Source organism: Pediococcus sp. EKM201D (genome assembly GCF_011800215.1).
Classification (GTDB): Bacteria; Bacillota; Bacilli; order Lactobacillales; family Lactobacillaceae; genus Pediococcus; species Pediococcus pentosaceus.
The window spans coordinates 98,260-114,900 of sequence record NZ_JAALFK010000001.1 but is presented as its reverse complement, the minus strand read 5'-3'; the positions used below and the strand labels follow the sequence as shown (position 1 = coordinate 114,900).

Genomic DNA, 16,641 nt, shown 5'->3' with positions numbered 1-16,641 from the left:
CCCAATTTTTAGATAAATTGATAAGGATTGGTATTAACCGTCGATTCTATAATTTCAACTTCCCAATCATTATTAGCCTTCCATTCGTTGAATAAAGAAGCTAACTTAGGAATACATATTTTTTCGACGTTATGACCTACATCGACTACATTAATGCCATCCGCTAACATATCATGTCCTGTATGATAATAAACATCACCGGTTACAAACACGTCTGCTCCCGCTTTGAGCATTTCAGGATAAAATTTACCACCATCACCACCTACAACTGCAACGTTTTTTACCATAGCTTCATTGTCACTTGTTACTAAGCGCAACCCATCTAAGTTAAAAGTTTTTTTCAAGGTTTTAGCAAATTTTTCAACAGTTACAGGAGTTGGTAAGACTCCGATGCGACCAATATTGGTATCGTAATGGTTAGAATACACCGTTTGGACATGATTTAACCCCATTGCTTCCGTCAACCAATCATTCATGCCACCTTTAGCAACGTCCAAATTTGTATGAGCTGAATAAACCAAAATCGAATTTTGGATTAATTTAGCGTACATTTGATTTTGCGGGTTGCTTAAATCTAAATTTTTAATAGGTCGAAAAATCAAGGGGTGGTGCGAAAAAATCATATCACAATTTTGTTTAATTGCTTCGTCAACCACTTCAGGTCGAACATCTAAAGTCACCATTACTCGTTTAATATCGTTATTAACATTTCCGATTTGTAAACCCACAGGATCATTAGTAAAAGCAATGGTTTTAGGCGCGAAGCTTTCAAAACGGTCAATTAATTTTTTAGCTAACATGTGAAAACATCTCCTCAATATCGCTAATTTGCTTAGTAACTTGGTCTAGTTTAGCTTGTCCATGGCTAGGATGAGCATTTAGATTTACTTCAATTTTTCTCAACCGGTTTAATTCGCGCTGCCACTTACGTGTATACACCTCATTATGACTTTTCATTAAAATTGGTCCAAACATTTGCTCTTTCTCGGATAAAGTCATCTGTCCAGGTTCCGCCATGATAATTTCGTACAAGTGATGGTCCTCCGCCACGATATCTTCATGGGTAATTTTGAAATTATTACTAATTAACCATTCTCTTAATTCCAACTCTCCGACATTGGGTTGAAGAATTAATTTCTTAACCCCATTTAATTTTGTTTTTCCGTCATTTAAAATTTTTCGAATTAATTGGCCACCCATTCCAGCAATACAAATCACATCGACGGTGTCGGTATCTTGAATAACAGCTAATCCATCACCTAAACGTGCTTCAATTTGATCAACTACTCCATTCTTTTCGATTTCTTCTTTCGAATTAGAGAGCGGTCCAGGAGCGACTTCTCCGGCTATTGCATGGTTAGCAATCTTATTTTTAATTAAATTAATCGCTAGATACGCATGATCCGATCCAATATCCGCAATTCTTGAACCTTGTGGTACTAAACTAGCAACTATTTTTAGTCTTGGTGACAAATTATTCGAATTCATAAAATAAACCCCTACTATCTTTCGTAATTATAGTTATATCTTTCAAAAAAAGGTCCTGCACAAATCTACGACCTGCACGGAACCTCTTGGGTTAACTAATCTAGAAAATCTTTTAGTTGTTTTGATCTTGATGGATGGCGGAGTTTACGTAAAGCTTTCGCTTCAATTTGACGAATACGTTCTCTTGTAACTCCAAATACTTTACCAACTTCTTCAAGAGTTCTAGTACGTCCATCATCTAATCCAAAGCGCAAACGTAGCACGTTTTCTTCACGATCAGTTAGCGTATCGAGAACACCTTCAAGTTGTTCCTTTAGCAATTCGTATGCAGCATGGTCAGCAGGACTAGTTGCTTCTTGATCTTCAATGAAATCACCAAGATGTGAGTCATCTTCTTCACCAATTGGTGTTTCTAATGAAACTGGTTCTTGAGCAATTTTTAGAATTTCACGAACTTTATCAGATGGCATATCCATTTCAGCACCAATTTCTTCAGGCATTGGTTCACGACCTAAATCTTGGAGCAATTGACGTTGAATTCGAATCAATTTATTGATGGTTTCCACCATGTGAACAGGAATTCGAATTGTACGCGCTTGATCGGCAATCGCACGTGTAATGGCTTGTCGAATCCACCATGTAGCATACGTAGAAAATTTAAATCCTTTTTGGTAGTCAAATTTTTCAACAGCTTTCATCAAGCCCATGTTACCTTCTTGAATTAAATCAAGGAATTGCATTCCACGACCCACATAACGTTTAGCAATTGATACTACCAAACGAAGGTTAGCTTCTGCTAATTCTTGACGGGCACGGGGATCACCCTTTTCAATTCTTAAAGCTAATTCGACTTCTTGATCAGCAGTAAGAAGTGATACACGACCAATTTCCTTAAGGTACATACGAACTGGGTCATTAATTTTTACTCCAGCAGGAGCCTTTGTATCATCTAATTCTTCCTTAGAAATTTCTTGAGCTTTCAAAGCTTTTTCACTTGGATCACCATTTTCATCGACAACACTAATTCCAGCATCTTCAATGCGTTGAATAAGATCATCAACATCTTCGTCAGTTAATTTAAACTTAGTAATCAAATCTTTAGTTAATTGTGTATATTTAACTTTCTTTTCACTCTTACGAGCTTTAATGATTTGATTGACAGCTTTTTTAAACTCAGGTGAAGAAATGATACTTTCACTCTTTTTCTTTTTTGTTTCAGTTTTTTTGTTTGCCATTTATGCTGATCCCCCTATTATTTTTGAAGCTGTTGTTGTTTTTGATATAGCGCGATAAGTTTTAAAGTTAGTTGTTGTTGTAATTCTTTGTTACCTAATCTAGTAGCTTCATCTAAATCCAATTTAACATTTGAAATTTGTTCACTTAAAGGAGCAAAATTTTCAATCACGCTAAGATAATCTTGAATTTCTTCTTCAGTAAATTCAGGGCTTAGGTTAATTGATTCAATATCAGCAACGACTGCTTGTAGCTCATCTTCTTTAAGATAATCCATAAAATCTGCAACATTATATTCATGATTTTTTTCTAAATATCCACTAGCCAAGACATAAATTGTTTCAAGCTTTTCATTTGGAAAATAAAAATTGGGTAGGCTCTGTAATTTTAGCCAAACATCATGATTATTTAATGCACGAGCTAGCAAACGATATTCCGAAATATCTATCTTAGATAACTTTTTTTGAATATTTTGATTGAATACGGGTTGATCTCCCATTGCCTCCGGTGGAGGTGGAGGCATCGACGCTTCCAATTCAAACTGTTTGGGTGCATGCGCGATTCGATCTGCTACACTTTCTCTTAACTGGTCTTTTAAATCACGCTTATCAATCTTAAATTCATCTGATAATTGATTTAAATACAAATCTTGTTCTAGGGCATCTTTCAGACTACTAATTCGTTTTAAAGCTCGTTTTAAGTATTCTAATTGATCATTTTCATTAGCTAGATTTAGACCGGTTCGATCATATTTCAAAAGAAATGAAGTACTTGATTCTCCAGTCTGCTGCATCAAATTTTGAAATGCAGCTGTCCCTCTTTGATTCACATACTCATCCGGATCTAAATTATCAGGAATAAAAACCACACTAATTTGTAAATCACTAGATTGCCTCAATAACTCAATTGCTCTAGCAATTGCCTTTTGTCCAGGCGCATCCCCATCAAAACAGATTATTACGCGATCAGCCACCCGCTTGATAGCATTAATATGATCCTCAGTCAAACTGGTTCCCATCGTCGCAATTCCATTCTTTACAGCCGCTCGATGAGCAGCAATGACATCCATAAAACCTTCATATAATATGACTGTTTTCTGTTGGATAATTTCTGAACGAGCTTGAGAAAAATTGTAAAGCACCTTTCCTTTATTAAAAATGCTTGTTTCAGGGCTATTTAAATATTTAGGATGGTTCTTATCCTTAACCAAACTACGGCCCGAAAATGCAACGATTTTTCCATTTGTATCTTTAATCGGAAAAATAATACGGTTAAAAAATCGATCTCTTAATGTTTGATTTTCGGATTCAATAAACAATCCTGATTCAGCCATTAAATGTTGGTCAATCTTATGTTCTTTAAAAAAACTTAGCAGGAGATTGTCTTCCGGGGCGGCAAATCCAATATCAAAATTCTTGATATCATCCTCGGTCATTCCTCGTTTTTTCAAATACTGTAATGCATCTTCACCTAATTTGGTGTTCAATAGAATATGACTAAATAGCTCAGAAGCTTTCTCATATAAATCAATCAATGCACTTTGTTCAGACGTATACGACGACTTTTTAGTTGACTTGAAATAACTCTGATCTAACGGAATATTGCCAAATTCCGCTACTCTACGAACTGACTCAGGGAAACTAAGATTCTCTAAATCCATCAAAAATTTAAAAACATTTCCACCGCGTCCGCAACTAAAACAATGAAAAATTTGTTTACTCTCCGAAACCGAAAAAGACGGTGTCTTCTCATCATGAAATGGACAAACACCAAATAGGTTTTTACCCGCCTTTCTTAACTGGACATATCTACCAACAACATCAGCGATGTCAACAGATGTTCTAACATCATCAATTACATCTTCTGGAATCATTCCAGCCATACTCTCACCAGCTTTCGCAAGATAAACTCATACGTTAGTATGATACAGCAGTCGAGCAATAGAATCAATTAAAACGCCCTTGTTTTTAACACTTTTGTCAAGTCTGTACATTTTAATTTGCTGCTGTATCATTTTTATTACTTAATTTAGATATAGGAAGAAACAAGCCATTTAATCTCGTTAGACTAAATGGCTTGTTTTATTTATTTATTAACTTTAAGCAGATCCAAATCATCCTTATAAAAACATTTTTATTTTACAAGTACGTTAGTTAGGTCCCCAATTTTTAGAATTAAATTAGCTAACCGACTCATCATATTCAAACGATTACGCTTAATATTTTCGTCTTTGTCCATGACCATCGTTGCGTCAAAGTACTTGCTAATCGCAGGAGTTAACTCGCATAATTTAGCAAATAGTTGGCTCATTGTCAAATTATTTGCAGCTTCAATTTTAATAATTTGATCAAAAAGTTCGCCTTCAGAAGCATTATTAAATAATTGTGGATCTACATTAAGTTCTCCACTTTCTTCATTCTTTGTAGCAATTCTTTGAACTCGTGTTAAAGCTTCAATATCATCTTTAAATGTAGAGCTCGCTTTAGCATCTGCTAGTACTTGGGCAGCTTCGATAATTTCCGTAACATCATGATTATTACCTGTAAGCACCGTTTCAACGATATCATGACTAATCTTTTGATGATCAAGCAATTGTTTAATACGGTCATTAAAGAAGTTAAGTACTTGGTCAAAGTTTTGATCGACATCCACACCAAACGCTGTGCCATTCTCCGCTAATTCAGTCTTAACTTGTGATTTGAATTGATTTAAATCTAATTGCCAATCACGGCTATTTAAGATTCTAACAATTCCATATGCATGTCGGCGTAATGCATATGGATCGTTTGAACCACTTGGAATCATACCAGCTGAGAAAAAACTAAAGATGTTATCAAACTTATCAGCTAATGCGACTACCGCGCCCGTTACACTTTCAGGCAAATCACCTTCTGCGCTATTTGGCATGTAATGTTCGCGAATGGCTTGGGCTACTGCTTGGTTTTCACCATTAAGTTGAGCATATTTTTCACCCATTACTCCTTGTAATTCTGAGAACTCACCAACCATACCAGTTACCAAATCAAATTTATAAATCATTGTAGCGCGATCGATATCATCAAGTTCCGTTTGATTAAGATTTAAGGTGTTTCCAATAACTTTAGCAATAGAATTAACTCGTTGCAGTTTTTCGTACATTGAACCAATCTTATCATGGAAACTAACCTTTTTAAGTCGGTCAACATAATAATTAATATCATGTTTTTGATCTTCTTCGTAGAAGAAAGCAGCGTCTTCTAAACGTGCAGTTAAAACTTTTTCATTTCCACGAACAACATTTTCAATAAATTCTTCATTCCCATTTCGTACGGAGATGAAGTTTGGCAATAGCTTTCCAGCTTGGTCGCGGACAAAGAAGAAGCGTTGGTGGTCACGCATTGATGTTATCAATACCTCTTCTGGAATAGCTAAATACTTTTCATCAAATCCCCCATTAAAAGCGGTTGGCCACTCAACCAAATTGTTAACCTCTTCTAAAAGACCTGGGTTAGGGGTAACGTTCCAACGATTGCTTTCAGCAATTGCTTTAATTTGGTTTGAAATTAATTGTTTACGCTCGTCGGCATCAACAATCACAAATTGATCGTGTAATTTTGCTTCATATTCTTCAGCATTAGCCAGTTCGACAGCTTCACCTAAGAAACGATGTCCTTCTGTTCGGCGTCCCGCAGTTACGTCTAAGATACTAAAAGGAAGGACTTCTTCATCTAGAATAGAAACCAGCCAACGAATTGGGCGTACATATTTAAAATCAAAGTTAGCCCACTTCATCATTGTTGGGAAATTAATTGATTCAACAACTTCTTTTAATCCCGTAAGGATTTCCTTAGTCATCTTTCCTTTGATTAACTTATGGACGTACACATAGTCCGTACCTTTGATTGTTTTAAAAGTAATATCGTCAACCGTAAGACCTTGTCCACGTGTAAAGCCAATTGCAGCCTTAGTCCAATTTCCATCAGCATCTTGAGCAATTTTACGAGCAGGGCCTTTAGCATCTTCTTCAATATCAGGTTGTTGGTCGCCTAACCCATTGATTCGAATTGCCAAACGACGAGGAGTTGAAAAATGATCAATTGAGTCGTATGTTAAGCGATTTTCTTTTAAGAAGGCTGTTACTTTTTGTACTAACTGTTTGATACTTGGAGTTACAACATGGGCCGGAATTTCTTCCAATCCAATTTCTAGTAAATAATTATGTGCCATTATTTTGCCTCCTCTTCGTTATTTTTTAATAATGGGAATCCTAATTTTTCACGTTCTTCCACAAATGCCCGTGCTACCTTACGAGCCATATTACGAATACGGGATAAGAAACCAGCACGTTCTGTAACTGAAACTGTTCCTCGAGCATCTAATAAATTGAAGGTATGGCTACATTTTAGAATGTAATCATAGGCTGGATGTACTAGACCTTCTTCAATTAAACGATTAGCTTCAGCTTCAAAATCGTTAAACATTTTTTCCAGCATTGCTTGGTTAGATTCTTCAAATGAATATTTTGAATGTTCAAATTCAGGTTCTCTGAAAATATCACCATATGAAACTCCGTTACCCCATTCTAGATCGAAAACCGATTCCACGTCTTGAATGTATGATGACAAACGTTCCAATCCATAGGTAACTTCACTAGTTACAGGATTTACTTCTAAACCACCAACTTGTTGGAAATATGTAAATTGAGTAACTTCCATTCCGTCAAGCCAAACTTCCCAACCAACACCGGCACAACCCATTGAGGGATTTTCCCAGTTATCTTCAACGAAGCGGATATCATGTTCCAATGGATCAATTCCAAGGGCTTTTAAGCTACCTAAATAAAGCTCTTGGATGTTTTCAGGAGAAGGTTTCATTACTACTTGGAATTGGTGATGTTGGTATAAACGGTTAGGGTTTTCTCCATAACGTCCGTCCGCTGGACGACGTGATGGTTCAACATAAGCAGCATTCCAAGGTTCTGGACCAATTGCTCGTAAAAATGTGTATGGGCTCATTGTCCCGGCACCCTTTTCTGTATCATATGCTTCCATGAGCATACATCCTTGTTCTGCCCAATATTTTTGTAATGTTAAAATAATTTCTTGGACTGAAAGTTTCTTATTCATAAGTTCCTCCTTTTAATTTAGCGGACAAAAAAATCCCTACGCAGTGTACTAAAAATACACTACGTAGGGACGACAAGAGTCGCGGTTCCACCCTACTTCCAGCAATCGCTGGCAACTTAGTTTTACACGGACTCCAAATGCCCTGTAGACTTGTTTTAATCAGCTCCCACCATTCTGATCTCGCTTTGAAAACTTATAAGGCCTACTTCGTTCTTCACTGTCCTCTATTAACTACAATGATGATAGAAGAAATTTAGTTAATTGTCAAATCACTTAAATTTCCCATTTTTTCATTTGATCAATAAAGCTTCGACTTTTCAAATTAATTCCAACTTGATTTTTATAAATATCAGCTGTTAAATTCCAAATTTCTTGTTTGGTCTCTTTTGAAATGGAGATTTGTCCTAACTTAAAAATACTAACCGCACTTAAAATTCCGATTATTCGCGCACTCTTAGGTTTTAAATGCCAACGATGCTCATCTCGTTCCCAATGACTTTGACATAGCATTCCACCGAACGCTTCTGAATAGTCTAGAGGCAAATCGGTTCGCCCACAAATCACACAGTGATCCCAAGTGATTGATATCCCAAACGAATTTAATAATTGAATTTGGATTAAATCAGTTATAATTTCAGCATCATTTCCAGCATCAATTAAAATTAATGCGCGATTAATCCGCTCAAACCATGATGTGATTTTGACATTATCATCAAAAGCCGCATCAACTAAATTAAGAACAAAGGTTGCGTAAGCATTTAACGTGATATCTTGAAAAATATTTTCAAATTGCTGAACATCTAGTGCAGCATTAATATACGACAAACCGTTACTACGAATTAGCCCCGTATACTGACCATGACTAAATGGTAAAATCGCTGATCTTAACTTAAAATCTACTTTTTTGGCATTTCTAATGAAAAACATTCGCTTACCATGCTCTTTAGTTAGAAACTTAACTAACAAATCATTTTCGCGATGGCTTCGTTCAAACATTACAATGCCATTAAAATCAGCATTGGCGACTGTGTTCACTTTTAATACTCATCCTTTTTGTAACCAAATGATTGCAAAATTCCTTGTTTATCACGCCAACCTTCAGAAACTTTAACCCATAGTTCAAGATAAACACGGCTACCTAGTAAGTGTTCAATATCTACACGGGCACGGCTACCAATTTCTTTAAGCATTTTTCCGCCTTTACCAATTACAATTCCCTTTTGTGAAGAACGGTCAACAATAATCGTTGCTTGAATGTTAACCAATCCCTCATCATTAGATTTCATCGTTTCAATTACCACCGCAACTGAATGTGGAACTTCCTGACGAGTCAATTGGAGTACTTTTTCACGAATTAACTCTGAAACAACAAAGCGTTCTGGATGATCAGTAACCTGATCATCAGGATAATACTTAGGTCCTTCAGGCATGTGCTGACTTAAAGTTGTCACCAATTCGTTAATATTATTACCTTGAAGCGCCGAAATCGGGAAAACTTCTGTCCAATCCATAGCATCTTTATATGAATCAACAATCGGTAATAATTCGTCCGGGTGCACTAAATCGATTTTATTGATCACAAGATAGACTGGTCGATCGGTAATTTTCTTTAGCCGTTCGATAATGTAATTATCACCAGCTCCTCGAGGTTCGTCAGCGTTAACCATAAACATAATTGCATCTACTTCATTTAATGAAGACATCGCTGATTGCACCATAAAGTCTCCCAATTTATTGTGAGATTTATGGATACCCGGCGTATCAATAAAAACAATTTGTTCTCGATCAGTCGTATAGATTCCTTGGATTTTATTCCGAGTTGTTTGAGGAACGTTACTCATAATAGCAACTTTCTGACCAATCACGTAGTTTAAAAATGTTGATTTTCCTACATTAGGACGCCCTACAATAGCAACAAATCCTGAGTGAAATGCTTGATTGTTTTCTTCCATATTTTATATCCGTTTCTTTAATTTAGAATAACTTATTACCAAAAATTAATAACCCAATTATGGCCGCAAATAGCGCTGTGACAAGCACACCACTAGCTGCAATATCTTTTGCTTGCTTAATTAACGGGTGGAATTTACCGTCAGCAGCTAAATCTGCTAATCGTTCAATGGCCGAATTTAAAATCTCAGCAACCAAAACTGCTGCAATGCATCCTAAAACCATAATCCATTCCAACAAATTTAATGCAAAAATAAATCCCGCAATAATAATGACAACCATAATCATCAAGTGATAACGGAAATTACGTTCAGTATTAAACACTTCCCACAATCCATGGCCCGCGTGGCCTACAGATTGGAAGATTGAACGATTTTTTTTCGTTTGATGCTTATCGCTTGAGGCCATAGGCATTCATAATTTCTTTTTGAAGGGGGAACATCTTTTCTTGGTCTTCTTTTTCCATATGGTCATATCCATTTAAATGAAGGAAACCATGAACACATAAAAAGCCTAATTCACGCTCATAAGAATGACCCAAAAATTCAGCTTGTTCAGCAACTTTATCAACTGAAATCATCAAATCTCCGATATTTGCCGGAATTTCCTCCGCCATTTCAGGATCCATAATAATATCCTCATCTGCATCGTTGATTGCAAAGCTAATTACATCAGTTGGACGATCAACGTTTCGATACTCTTTATTAATTTGATGTATTTCATCATTATGCATTAATGTTACTGAAATTTCCGTTTCTTCATCTAAATGCAAATAATTTCCAGCAAATTCAAGAATATCGGTAATTAATTCGAGATTTTTAGGATTTTCTTCCTTAGTATGATCAAATGTTTGAATATCCATCAGATTTATCCTTTCGCTTCTTTGTCATCGTAGGCTTGTACAATCTTAGCCACTACCGGATGACGAATAACGTCGTTAGCTGTAAAGTTAACGAATTCAATTTTATTGATTCCTTGTAAAACCAATTGTGCTTCTTTTAATCCACTTCGCGTACCACGTGGTAAATCAATTTGAGTAACATCCCCATTAACAATCATTTTAGAACCAAATCCTAAACGGGTCAGGAACATTTTCATTTGTTGATTAGTGGTATTTTGAGCTTCATCCAAAATTACAAAGGCATTATCTAACGTCCGACCACGCATATAAGCCAATGGAGCAATCTCAATGACTCCTCGATCTAACAAGCGTGTGGTATGCTCTGCACCAATAATTTGATACAAGGCATCATATACTGGCCGTAAGTAAGGATCCACCTTCTCTTTTAAATCCCCAGGTAAAAATCCCAGACTTTCACCCGCTTCAACCGCAGGACGTGTTAAGATAATCCGTTCCACTTCACCTTTCTTCAAGGCTGCAATGGCCATAACCACCGCTAAGTATGTTTTACCAGTACCCGCAGGGCCAATACCAAAGGTCACATCATTATCGTTAACGGATTGAACGTACTGCCTTTGACCAAAGTTTTTGATTCGAACTGGTTTTCCTTTAGCATCTTTAATCAAAATTGTAGAATACAAATCTGGAAGATAATCCAAAGTTCCCTTTTCAACCATTTTCATTGCACTTACAAAATCAGCGCTGTTTAATTGGACACCCGACCTTAAAATTTTTAATAAAGTCTTCAGTACTTCGTAAGTTTGTTCGACTGCATTTTTGGAACCTTTAATTGTGATTCGTTCACCAAATGGTAATACTTTTACATTCATCCCTTCTTCAAGCACCGGGATGAAACGTTCCTGATTTCCCAATAGTGAAACTTCTAAATTTGGATCAGATAATATTAGATTTTTTTCAAATACTTCTTCGGTCACGTAAACGTCCCCTAACTTAAGGTATTTTTTACGATTTCATTGACTTTAGAACCGTCTGCTTTTCCCTTAACTTTTGGCATTAATTTAGACATTACTTTACCAAAATCAGCTTTAGAAGTAGCACCCGTTTCAGCAATCACATCACTGATAATCGTTTGGAGTTCTTCGTCAGATAATTGTTCTGGCATATACTTTTCAACAACTTTTAATTCTGCTTCAGTTTCTTGAACAAGGTCATCACGTCCACCCTTTTGAAACTCATTGATAGACTCTTTGCGCTGCTTGTAAGCACGATTGATAACCGCAGCAAAGTCTTCATCATTCAATTCGTGGCCAACTCGTCCTTGTTCATTTAAAATTTCAGATTTAATCATTCTAATCACGCTTAAACTAAGTTTATCATGCGCTTTCATAGCTGTTTTCAAATCATTATTAAGTTGTTCAGTAAAATTCATGTTTAAATCTCCCTTTTAAGTATACAAAAAAAGCTCCTGAAATTCAGGAGCAATGATCGGATTAGAAACGCTTCTTGTTCTTACGTTTTCTAGCAGCTTCCGATTTCAACTTGCGTTTTACGCTAGGTTTTTCGTAAAATTCACGTTTACGATATTCTTGTAGAGTACCGGACTTTGACACCGTACGTTTAAAGCGACGAAGAGCGTCATCAAGTGACTCGTTTTTGCGAACAACTGTTTTTGACAATGTGATTCCCTCCCTCCGAGCTTCGAAATAACAATTCGTACTAAGTACTCATGTTTCTTAAATATTATAACTGAATAAGTTATGACCGTCAACATAAAATAAATAACTGTGGCGATAATTATTTATTTATCAGAAAACGTTTTCTAACTTAAAGCAACTATGTTAATATCATACCAAAAGACTGAGGAGTTAAACAATATGGAAAAACAAAAAAAATCAATTAATATTTACATTCTTTCAGATTCTGTCGGTGATACGGGTGATCAAGTCGCTCATGCAGCAGCCGCTCAATTTCTAGATGTGGAATTTAATTTTGCTCGTCATCCGTTTATTCATACAATCTCTTTACTAGATAGTATTTTGAATAAAGCCGTCCGTGAAGATGCAATGGTTTTTTCCACCTTTGTAAATCCGGAATTGAATCAATATGCTGCCGATTTTTGTAACCAAAACACTTTAAAATATTTGGACGTATTGACTCCGGCAGTGAATTTATTTGCTGAAAAAACTAATCTCGCCCCTGAAAATAAACCTGGACGCACCCACTCACTAAATGCAAAATACTTCGATAAGATTTCGGCAATGGAGTTTGCGGTTACCTATGATGATGGAAAAGACCCTGCTGGCTTCTTAAAAGCTGATATTGTCCTCTTAGGGGTGTCTCGAACCTCTAAGACACCTCTTTCACTCTACCTTGCTAACAAGGGCTACAAGGTCGCTAATTTGCCTCTGGTACCTCAAACTCAAATTCCAGATGAAATTTGGCAGGTAGACTCTAATAAGATTTTTGGACTAACTACCACTAAAGAAGTTTTAAATAATATTCGTCGGCAGCGCATGATTGCTTACGGTTTAAATCCAGAATCGTCCTATTCTAATATGGATAGTATCAATAAGGAACTTCAATCTGCAGACGAACTCTTTAAAAAAATTGGTTGTTTAGTAATTAATACTGCTAATAAATCCATCGAGGAGACCGCCACAATTATTATGGAAAGTCTCGTATAAAACCAAAAAATGTCATAAGGCACCGAGATAAATATCTCGTTATCACATTGCCCTATGACATTTTTTAATTATTGATGATTTTTTCAATCAATGTATCATCAAATCTACCACTCTTAAGCATTGCAAGCTCTAGTTGATATGGAGAATGCTTTTTAGCATCTGGATCTTTTACCCATGGTGTCTCTAAAATTTTAGGAACGTTTTGAAATTTATCAAAATTAGCAATATAATGTAGCGCCTTAAATCCAATGGTTCCAAACCCAAGATTTTCATGGCGGTCTTTGTGACTGCCCATTTCATTTTTAGAATCATTTAAATGAATTACGCCGATTTTCTGCAAACCAATAATTTGGTCAAATTCATCCATTACATCATCGAAATGGTTTTTAACATCATATCCCGCATCATTCGTATGACATGTATCAAAACATACGGATAATTTTTCGTTGTGCTCTACTCCAGTAATAATTTGCTGAATTTGTTCAAAGTTAGTTGCAACTTCAGTTCCTTTTCCCGCCATGGTTTCTAACGCAATCTTCACATTTTGCTCTGGTGTAATAATTTGATTTAATCCCTCAGTAATTGACGCAATCGCAGCGTCGGGACCTGCTCCTACATGCGATCCTGGATGTAAGACTAACTGGCTAGCCCCTAAAGCATCAGCCCGTTTAACCTCTTCTTTTAAGAATTCCACGGCGAATTTGAAACTTTCGGGTTTAAAAGTATTTCCTAAATTAACAATGTATGGGGCATGAACCACGACGTCTTTAAAATCATGTTCTGTAAGTAAGGCGCGTCCTTCAGGAATACGTAAATCTTCAATTGCTTTGCGGCGTGTATTTTGGGGAGCTCCTGTATAAATCATCAAAGCATTTGCCCCATTTTCAATACTCGTTTCAACGGAGCCTAAAAACATTTTCCTTCCACTCATACTGACGTGTGAACCAATAATCATTTTTCATCCCTCCGATAGTTAATTTTTTCTATGACTTGTTGAGCAGCTGTCCCTCTTTCCCAACTTACAAAACGCTTGGCAAATTTGTTAAAGCGCTCTGGATCAAGCTCCGCAAAATTATTTTGAAGAAGTTGATCAATTTCAGCTAATAAATGTGTTTCATCGGTAACAATGGAACCTGGTAGCTCAGTATAATAATCAAAATAAAACCCTCTCAAATCATCTCGGTAATATTCCAAGTCATACGCAAAAAATAACATTGGTCGTTTTAAAATAGCAAAATCAAACATTACAGATGAATAATCCGTCACCATTAAATCTGTAATCAGATAAATTTCATTCATATCAGTTGTTGAATCAATAACTACGCGATCTTCAAATCCCTTAATATCAATTCGATCTGTTACAAGGTAATGTGGTCGAATTAATAACATCACATCTTCAGGAAGTAATCCCATCATTTTTTTTAGACTAAAATGCCATCTAAAATGATAATGTCCAACACTGATAAAATCATCTTCTCGCCATGTTGGCGCATATGTCACGACTCTTTTTTCTCCATTGCCAATGATTTTTTGCTTTAGTGCCTTAATCTCAGTTGGTTGATTTTTTTGAACTAATATATCATTACGCGGATAACCCGTTTCTAGAAATTGGTTTTTGAATCGAAAAGCTCGTTTGAAAATATCCTCTGAATATTGGTTTGCAGCTACTAGGTAGTCCCATCGTTTAGCTTCACTAACAAATTCTTTTAAGTACTTTTCTCGCGTGCTTCCGGGTAATTTCACCTGATCCATGTCTGTCGCTAAATGTTTTAAAGGTGTACCATGCCATGTTTGAACGTATTTAGTATTTCGATTTTTCTTCCACCAAGTGGGCATTCTTGAATTAAAAATCCAATAATTTGCTCTTGCTGAAATCCAAATCCATTTTAATGACCATCTTTTTAAGATTTGAGCATTCGGATATTGTTGTACAATTTCATCATAAAATTGACCTTTAATTCCCCAATAAAGTAGTTTAGCAGTTTGATTATCCATCTCCAAAAGCTGATCGTAAATTGCCTTAGGGTTATCGGTTAATCCCTTACCATTAAAACTTTCAAATAAAACTACTCCTTTTTTAATGGGTAATAAAGTTAAAATATCGTTGATAACAATCAATACGTAGCGAATGATAATTTTTAGTTGTTTTTTTAAATTACTCATCTGTACATCTCTCTTTAACTTGCTTAATTAATCGGGCACTAGAATGACCATCATTCAATGTATTCCATTGTTGATTTAATTTATGAATCACATTCTTATCTGAATTGCCAAACAAAATTGCGTCATTAAGTTGTTCCACAGTATTTACCATTTGGTTTAGAAAGGCTGCCTTAAAGCTAGCCTGAATTCCTACCGTTCGTTCAAACTCTTCTAAGTCATAAGTGAAGAAAATTACAGAACGCGCATTATCTAATAGGCTAAAATCAAAAGCTATAGACGAATAATCAGTAATCAGAGTATCAGCAACACAGAGTAACTCCTGAGTTGAAATAAAATGGTCCACCATTATCACTCGATCAGGAGATGCATCAACAATTTGACGTTCCACATTAGCTAGGTGGGGATGTAAACGTACTATCAATACTGCATCCTGAGGTACCTTAATTTTGCGCCAGTCGTCTGGAAGGCTAAATGAAACATCTTTGCGATAAGTTGGTGCGTACAAAATCACTCTTTTTTGGGTTAATTCTGGAAGTTTTGTTTGAATTTTTTTTCGTGCTTTTTCTATCCAACTTTCTTCAAAATATTTATCGGTTCGTGGATATCCAATTCGATCAATTTTGTCGGAAGCTACATGCCAACTTCGCTGAAAAACATCAGCCATTTTTTCAGAACCAACTACAATTTGGTCAAAACTATCATAAACTCGCTGAAAACGTTGTTGATCTTCCACCGAACGATGATATGTACTTGGATCTTCCCAACCAAAAGCTTTAATAGCTCCGTTAGCATGCCACATTTGAATGAAATAATCTTTTTTGGTTTTATTGATAGCACTTAATTCTGGATAATAATTGTCAAAAAGTGTCACTCGGGCCAACTTGATGCCTTTAACAAAGCTCGTAACTTGAAACTTTTTAAACTCGATGGCATGTTTTATGATGTGCCCCTGTTGCAACTGTAAAACATTTTCTTTGACGTTTGTTTTATAGACGATTAAAACTTCGTCTGAACCAAACTGTTTTACTAACTCTCTAATAAAAGTTTCGTTACCAGCAAAGCTCATAAAATAGGCTACTTGGTACTGTGCCTTCTTGGCGCCAAACGCCAAACGAGCTAATCTAACTAGTAATAAATATATTTTTTTCAAAATAAA

Annotated in this window: 17 protein-coding genes; 1 reads left to right on the top strand and 16 read right to left on the bottom strand. The window is 36.0% G+C overall.

Features of this window, described 5'->3' with window-relative positions:
- Positions 1–8: 8 nt before the first annotated feature.
- The 13 genes from HFC68_RS00620 to rpsU all read right to left on the bottom strand — a co-directional run bounded on the left by HFC68_RS00620 (position 9) and on the right by rpsU (position 12,314).
- Positions 9–800: a Nif3-like dinuclear metal center hexameric protein gene (locus HFC68_RS00620; protein WP_011673488.1), complete on the bottom strand. Its 792-nt coding sequence runs from the start codon at positions 798–800 to the stop codon at positions 9–11.
- Positions 790–1,488 (bottom strand): class I SAM-dependent methyltransferase, encoded by a 699-nt coding sequence (locus HFC68_RS00615; protein WP_011673489.1) that lies wholly within the window; start codon positions 1,486–1,488, stop codon positions 790–792. Before HFC68_RS00615 ends, HFC68_RS00620 begins: the two co-directional genes overlap by 11 nt.
- A 95-nt stretch (positions 1,489–1,583) precedes the next feature.
- Positions 1,584–2,723, bottom strand: coding sequence for an RNA polymerase sigma factor RpoD (rpoD, locus tag HFC68_RS00610; protein ID WP_002833405.1), 1,140 nt, complete (start codon positions 2,721–2,723; stop codon positions 1,584–1,586).
- A gap of 17 nt (positions 2,724–2,740) precedes the next feature.
- Positions 2,741–4,603, bottom strand: a complete 1,863-nt coding sequence (dnaG, locus tag HFC68_RS00605) for a DNA primase (RefSeq protein ID WP_011673490.1) — start codon at positions 4,601–4,603, stop codon at positions 2,741–2,743.
- 251 nt (positions 4,604–4,854) lie between these two features.
- Positions 4,855–6,927: a glycine--tRNA ligase subunit beta gene (gene glyS / locus HFC68_RS00600; RefSeq protein ID WP_011673491.1), complete on the bottom strand. Its 2,073-nt coding sequence runs from the start codon at positions 6,925–6,927 to the stop codon at positions 4,855–4,857.
- A complete protein-coding gene (gene glyQ, locus HFC68_RS00595; protein ID WP_011673492.1) occupies positions 6,927–7,826 on the bottom strand; it encodes a glycine--tRNA ligase subunit alpha in 900 nt (299 codons plus the stop codon). Before glyQ ends, glyS begins: the two co-directional genes overlap by 1 nt.
- A gap of 273 nt (positions 7,827–8,099) precedes the next feature.
- The gene (gene recO, locus HFC68_RS00590) at positions 8,100–8,861 is read right to left on the bottom strand and encodes a DNA repair protein RecO (RefSeq protein ID WP_002833409.1); all 762 of its coding nucleotides are present in this window, start codon (positions 8,859–8,861) and stop codon (positions 8,100–8,102) included.
- 2 nt (positions 8,862–8,863) lie between these two features.
- Entirely contained in the window at positions 8,864–9,778 is a 915-nt protein-coding gene (gene era, locus HFC68_RS00585) for a GTPase Era (RefSeq protein ID WP_011673493.1), read from the bottom strand.
- Between the two features lie 22 nt (positions 9,779–9,800).
- A complete protein-coding gene (locus tag HFC68_RS00580) occupies positions 9,801–10,190 on the bottom strand; it encodes a diacylglycerol kinase family protein (RefSeq protein ID WP_011673494.1) in 390 nt (129 codons plus the stop codon).
- Complete coding sequence (gene ybeY / locus HFC68_RS00575; RefSeq protein ID WP_002833412.1) at positions 10,168–10,638, bottom strand: rRNA maturation RNase YbeY; 471 nt, start codon at positions 10,636–10,638, stop codon at positions 10,168–10,170. The genes HFC68_RS00580 and ybeY overlap by 23 nt, the downstream gene beginning before the upstream one ends.
- A gap of 5 nt (positions 10,639–10,643) precedes the next feature.
- On the bottom strand, positions 10,644–11,612 hold the full coding sequence (locus tag HFC68_RS00570; RefSeq protein ID WP_011673495.1) for a PhoH family protein: 969 nt from the start codon (positions 11,610–11,612) through the stop codon (positions 10,644–10,646).
- Between the two features lie 11 nt (positions 11,613–11,623).
- Entirely contained in the window at positions 11,624–12,067 is a 444-nt protein-coding gene (locus tag HFC68_RS00565) for a GatB/YqeY domain-containing protein (protein WP_002833414.1), read from the bottom strand.
- Positions 12,068–12,128: 61 nt separating this feature from the next.
- Positions 12,129–12,314, bottom strand: a complete 186-nt coding sequence (rpsU, locus tag HFC68_RS00560; protein ID WP_002830340.1) for a 30S ribosomal protein S21 — start codon at positions 12,312–12,314, stop codon at positions 12,129–12,131.
- Between the two features lie 198 nt (positions 12,315–12,512).
- On the opposite strand from rpsU, the gene HFC68_RS00555 reads away from it, so the two are divergent.
- The gene (locus HFC68_RS00555) at positions 12,513–13,322 is read left to right on the top strand and encodes a pyruvate, water dikinase regulatory protein (protein ID WP_002833415.1); all 810 of its coding nucleotides are present in this window, start codon (positions 12,513–12,515) and stop codon (positions 13,320–13,322) included.
- A 64-nt stretch (positions 13,323–13,386) separates the two neighbouring features.
- On the opposite strand, the gene HFC68_RS00550 is transcribed toward HFC68_RS00555, so the two are convergent.
- From HFC68_RS00550 to HFC68_RS00540, 3 genes are read right to left on the bottom strand one after another with little or no spacing between them, the layout of a single operon-like run.
- Positions 13,387–14,277 (bottom strand): deoxyribonuclease IV, encoded by an 891-nt coding sequence (locus HFC68_RS00550; RefSeq protein ID WP_011673496.1) that lies wholly within the window; start codon positions 14,275–14,277, stop codon positions 13,387–13,389.
- Entirely contained in the window at positions 14,274–15,485 is a 1,212-nt protein-coding gene (locus HFC68_RS00545) for a CDP-glycerol glycerophosphotransferase family protein (RefSeq protein WP_011673497.1), read from the bottom strand. Before HFC68_RS00545 ends, HFC68_RS00550 begins: the two co-directional genes overlap by 4 nt.
- Positions 15,478–16,635, bottom strand: coding sequence for a CDP-glycerol glycerophosphotransferase family protein (locus HFC68_RS00540; protein ID WP_011673498.1), 1,158 nt, complete (start codon positions 16,633–16,635; stop codon positions 15,478–15,480). The genes HFC68_RS00545 and HFC68_RS00540 overlap by 8 nt, the downstream gene beginning before the upstream one ends.
- Positions 16,636–16,641 lie beyond the last annotated feature (6 nt).

Bases quoted from the DNA above. Each gene is read 5' to 3' on its own strand.
- HFC68_RS00620 (WP_011673488.1), bottom strand. From the start codon at position 800: ATGTTAGCTAAAAAATTAATTGACCGTTTTGAAAGCTTCGCGCCTAAA.
- HFC68_RS00615 (WP_011673489.1), bottom strand. From the start codon at position 1,488: ATGAATTCGAATAATTTGTCACCAAGACTAAAAATAGTTGCTAGTTTA.
- rpoD (WP_002833405.1), bottom strand. From the start codon at position 2,723: ATGGCAAACAAAAAAACTGAAACAAAAAAGAAAAAGAGTGAAAGTATC.
- dnaG (WP_011673490.1), bottom strand. From the start codon at position 4,603: ATGGCTGGAATGATTCCAGAAGATGTAATTGATGATGTTAGAACATCT.
- glyS (WP_011673491.1), bottom strand. From the start codon at position 6,927: ATGGCACATAATTATTTACTAGAAATTGGATTGGAAGAAATTCCGGCC.
- glyQ (WP_011673492.1), bottom strand. From the start codon at position 7,826: ATGAATAAGAAACTTTCAGTCCAAGAAATTATTTTAACATTACAAAAA.
- era (WP_011673493.1), bottom strand. From the start codon at position 9,778: ATGGAAGAAAACAATCAAGCATTTCACTCAGGATTTGTTGCTATTGTA.
- HFC68_RS00580 (WP_011673494.1), bottom strand. From the start codon at position 10,190: ATGCCTATGGCCTCAAGCGATAAGCATCAAACGAAAAAAAATCGTTCA.
- ybeY (WP_002833412.1), bottom strand. From the start codon at position 10,638: ATGGATATTCAAACATTTGATCATACTAAGGAAGAAAATCCTAAAAAT.
- HFC68_RS00565 (WP_002833414.1), bottom strand. From the start codon at position 12,067: ATGAATTTTACTGAACAACTTAATAATGATTTGAAAACAGCTATGAAA.
- HFC68_RS00555 (WP_002833415.1), top strand. From the start codon at position 12,513: ATGGAAAAACAAAAAAAATCAATTAATATTTACATTCTTTCAGATTCT.
- HFC68_RS00550 (WP_011673496.1), bottom strand. From the start codon at position 14,277: ATGATTATTGGTTCACACGTCAGTATGAGTGGAAGGAAAATGTTTTTA.
- HFC68_RS00545 (WP_011673497.1), bottom strand. From the start codon at position 15,485: ATGAGTAATTTAAAAAAACAACTAAAAATTATCATTCGCTACGTATTG.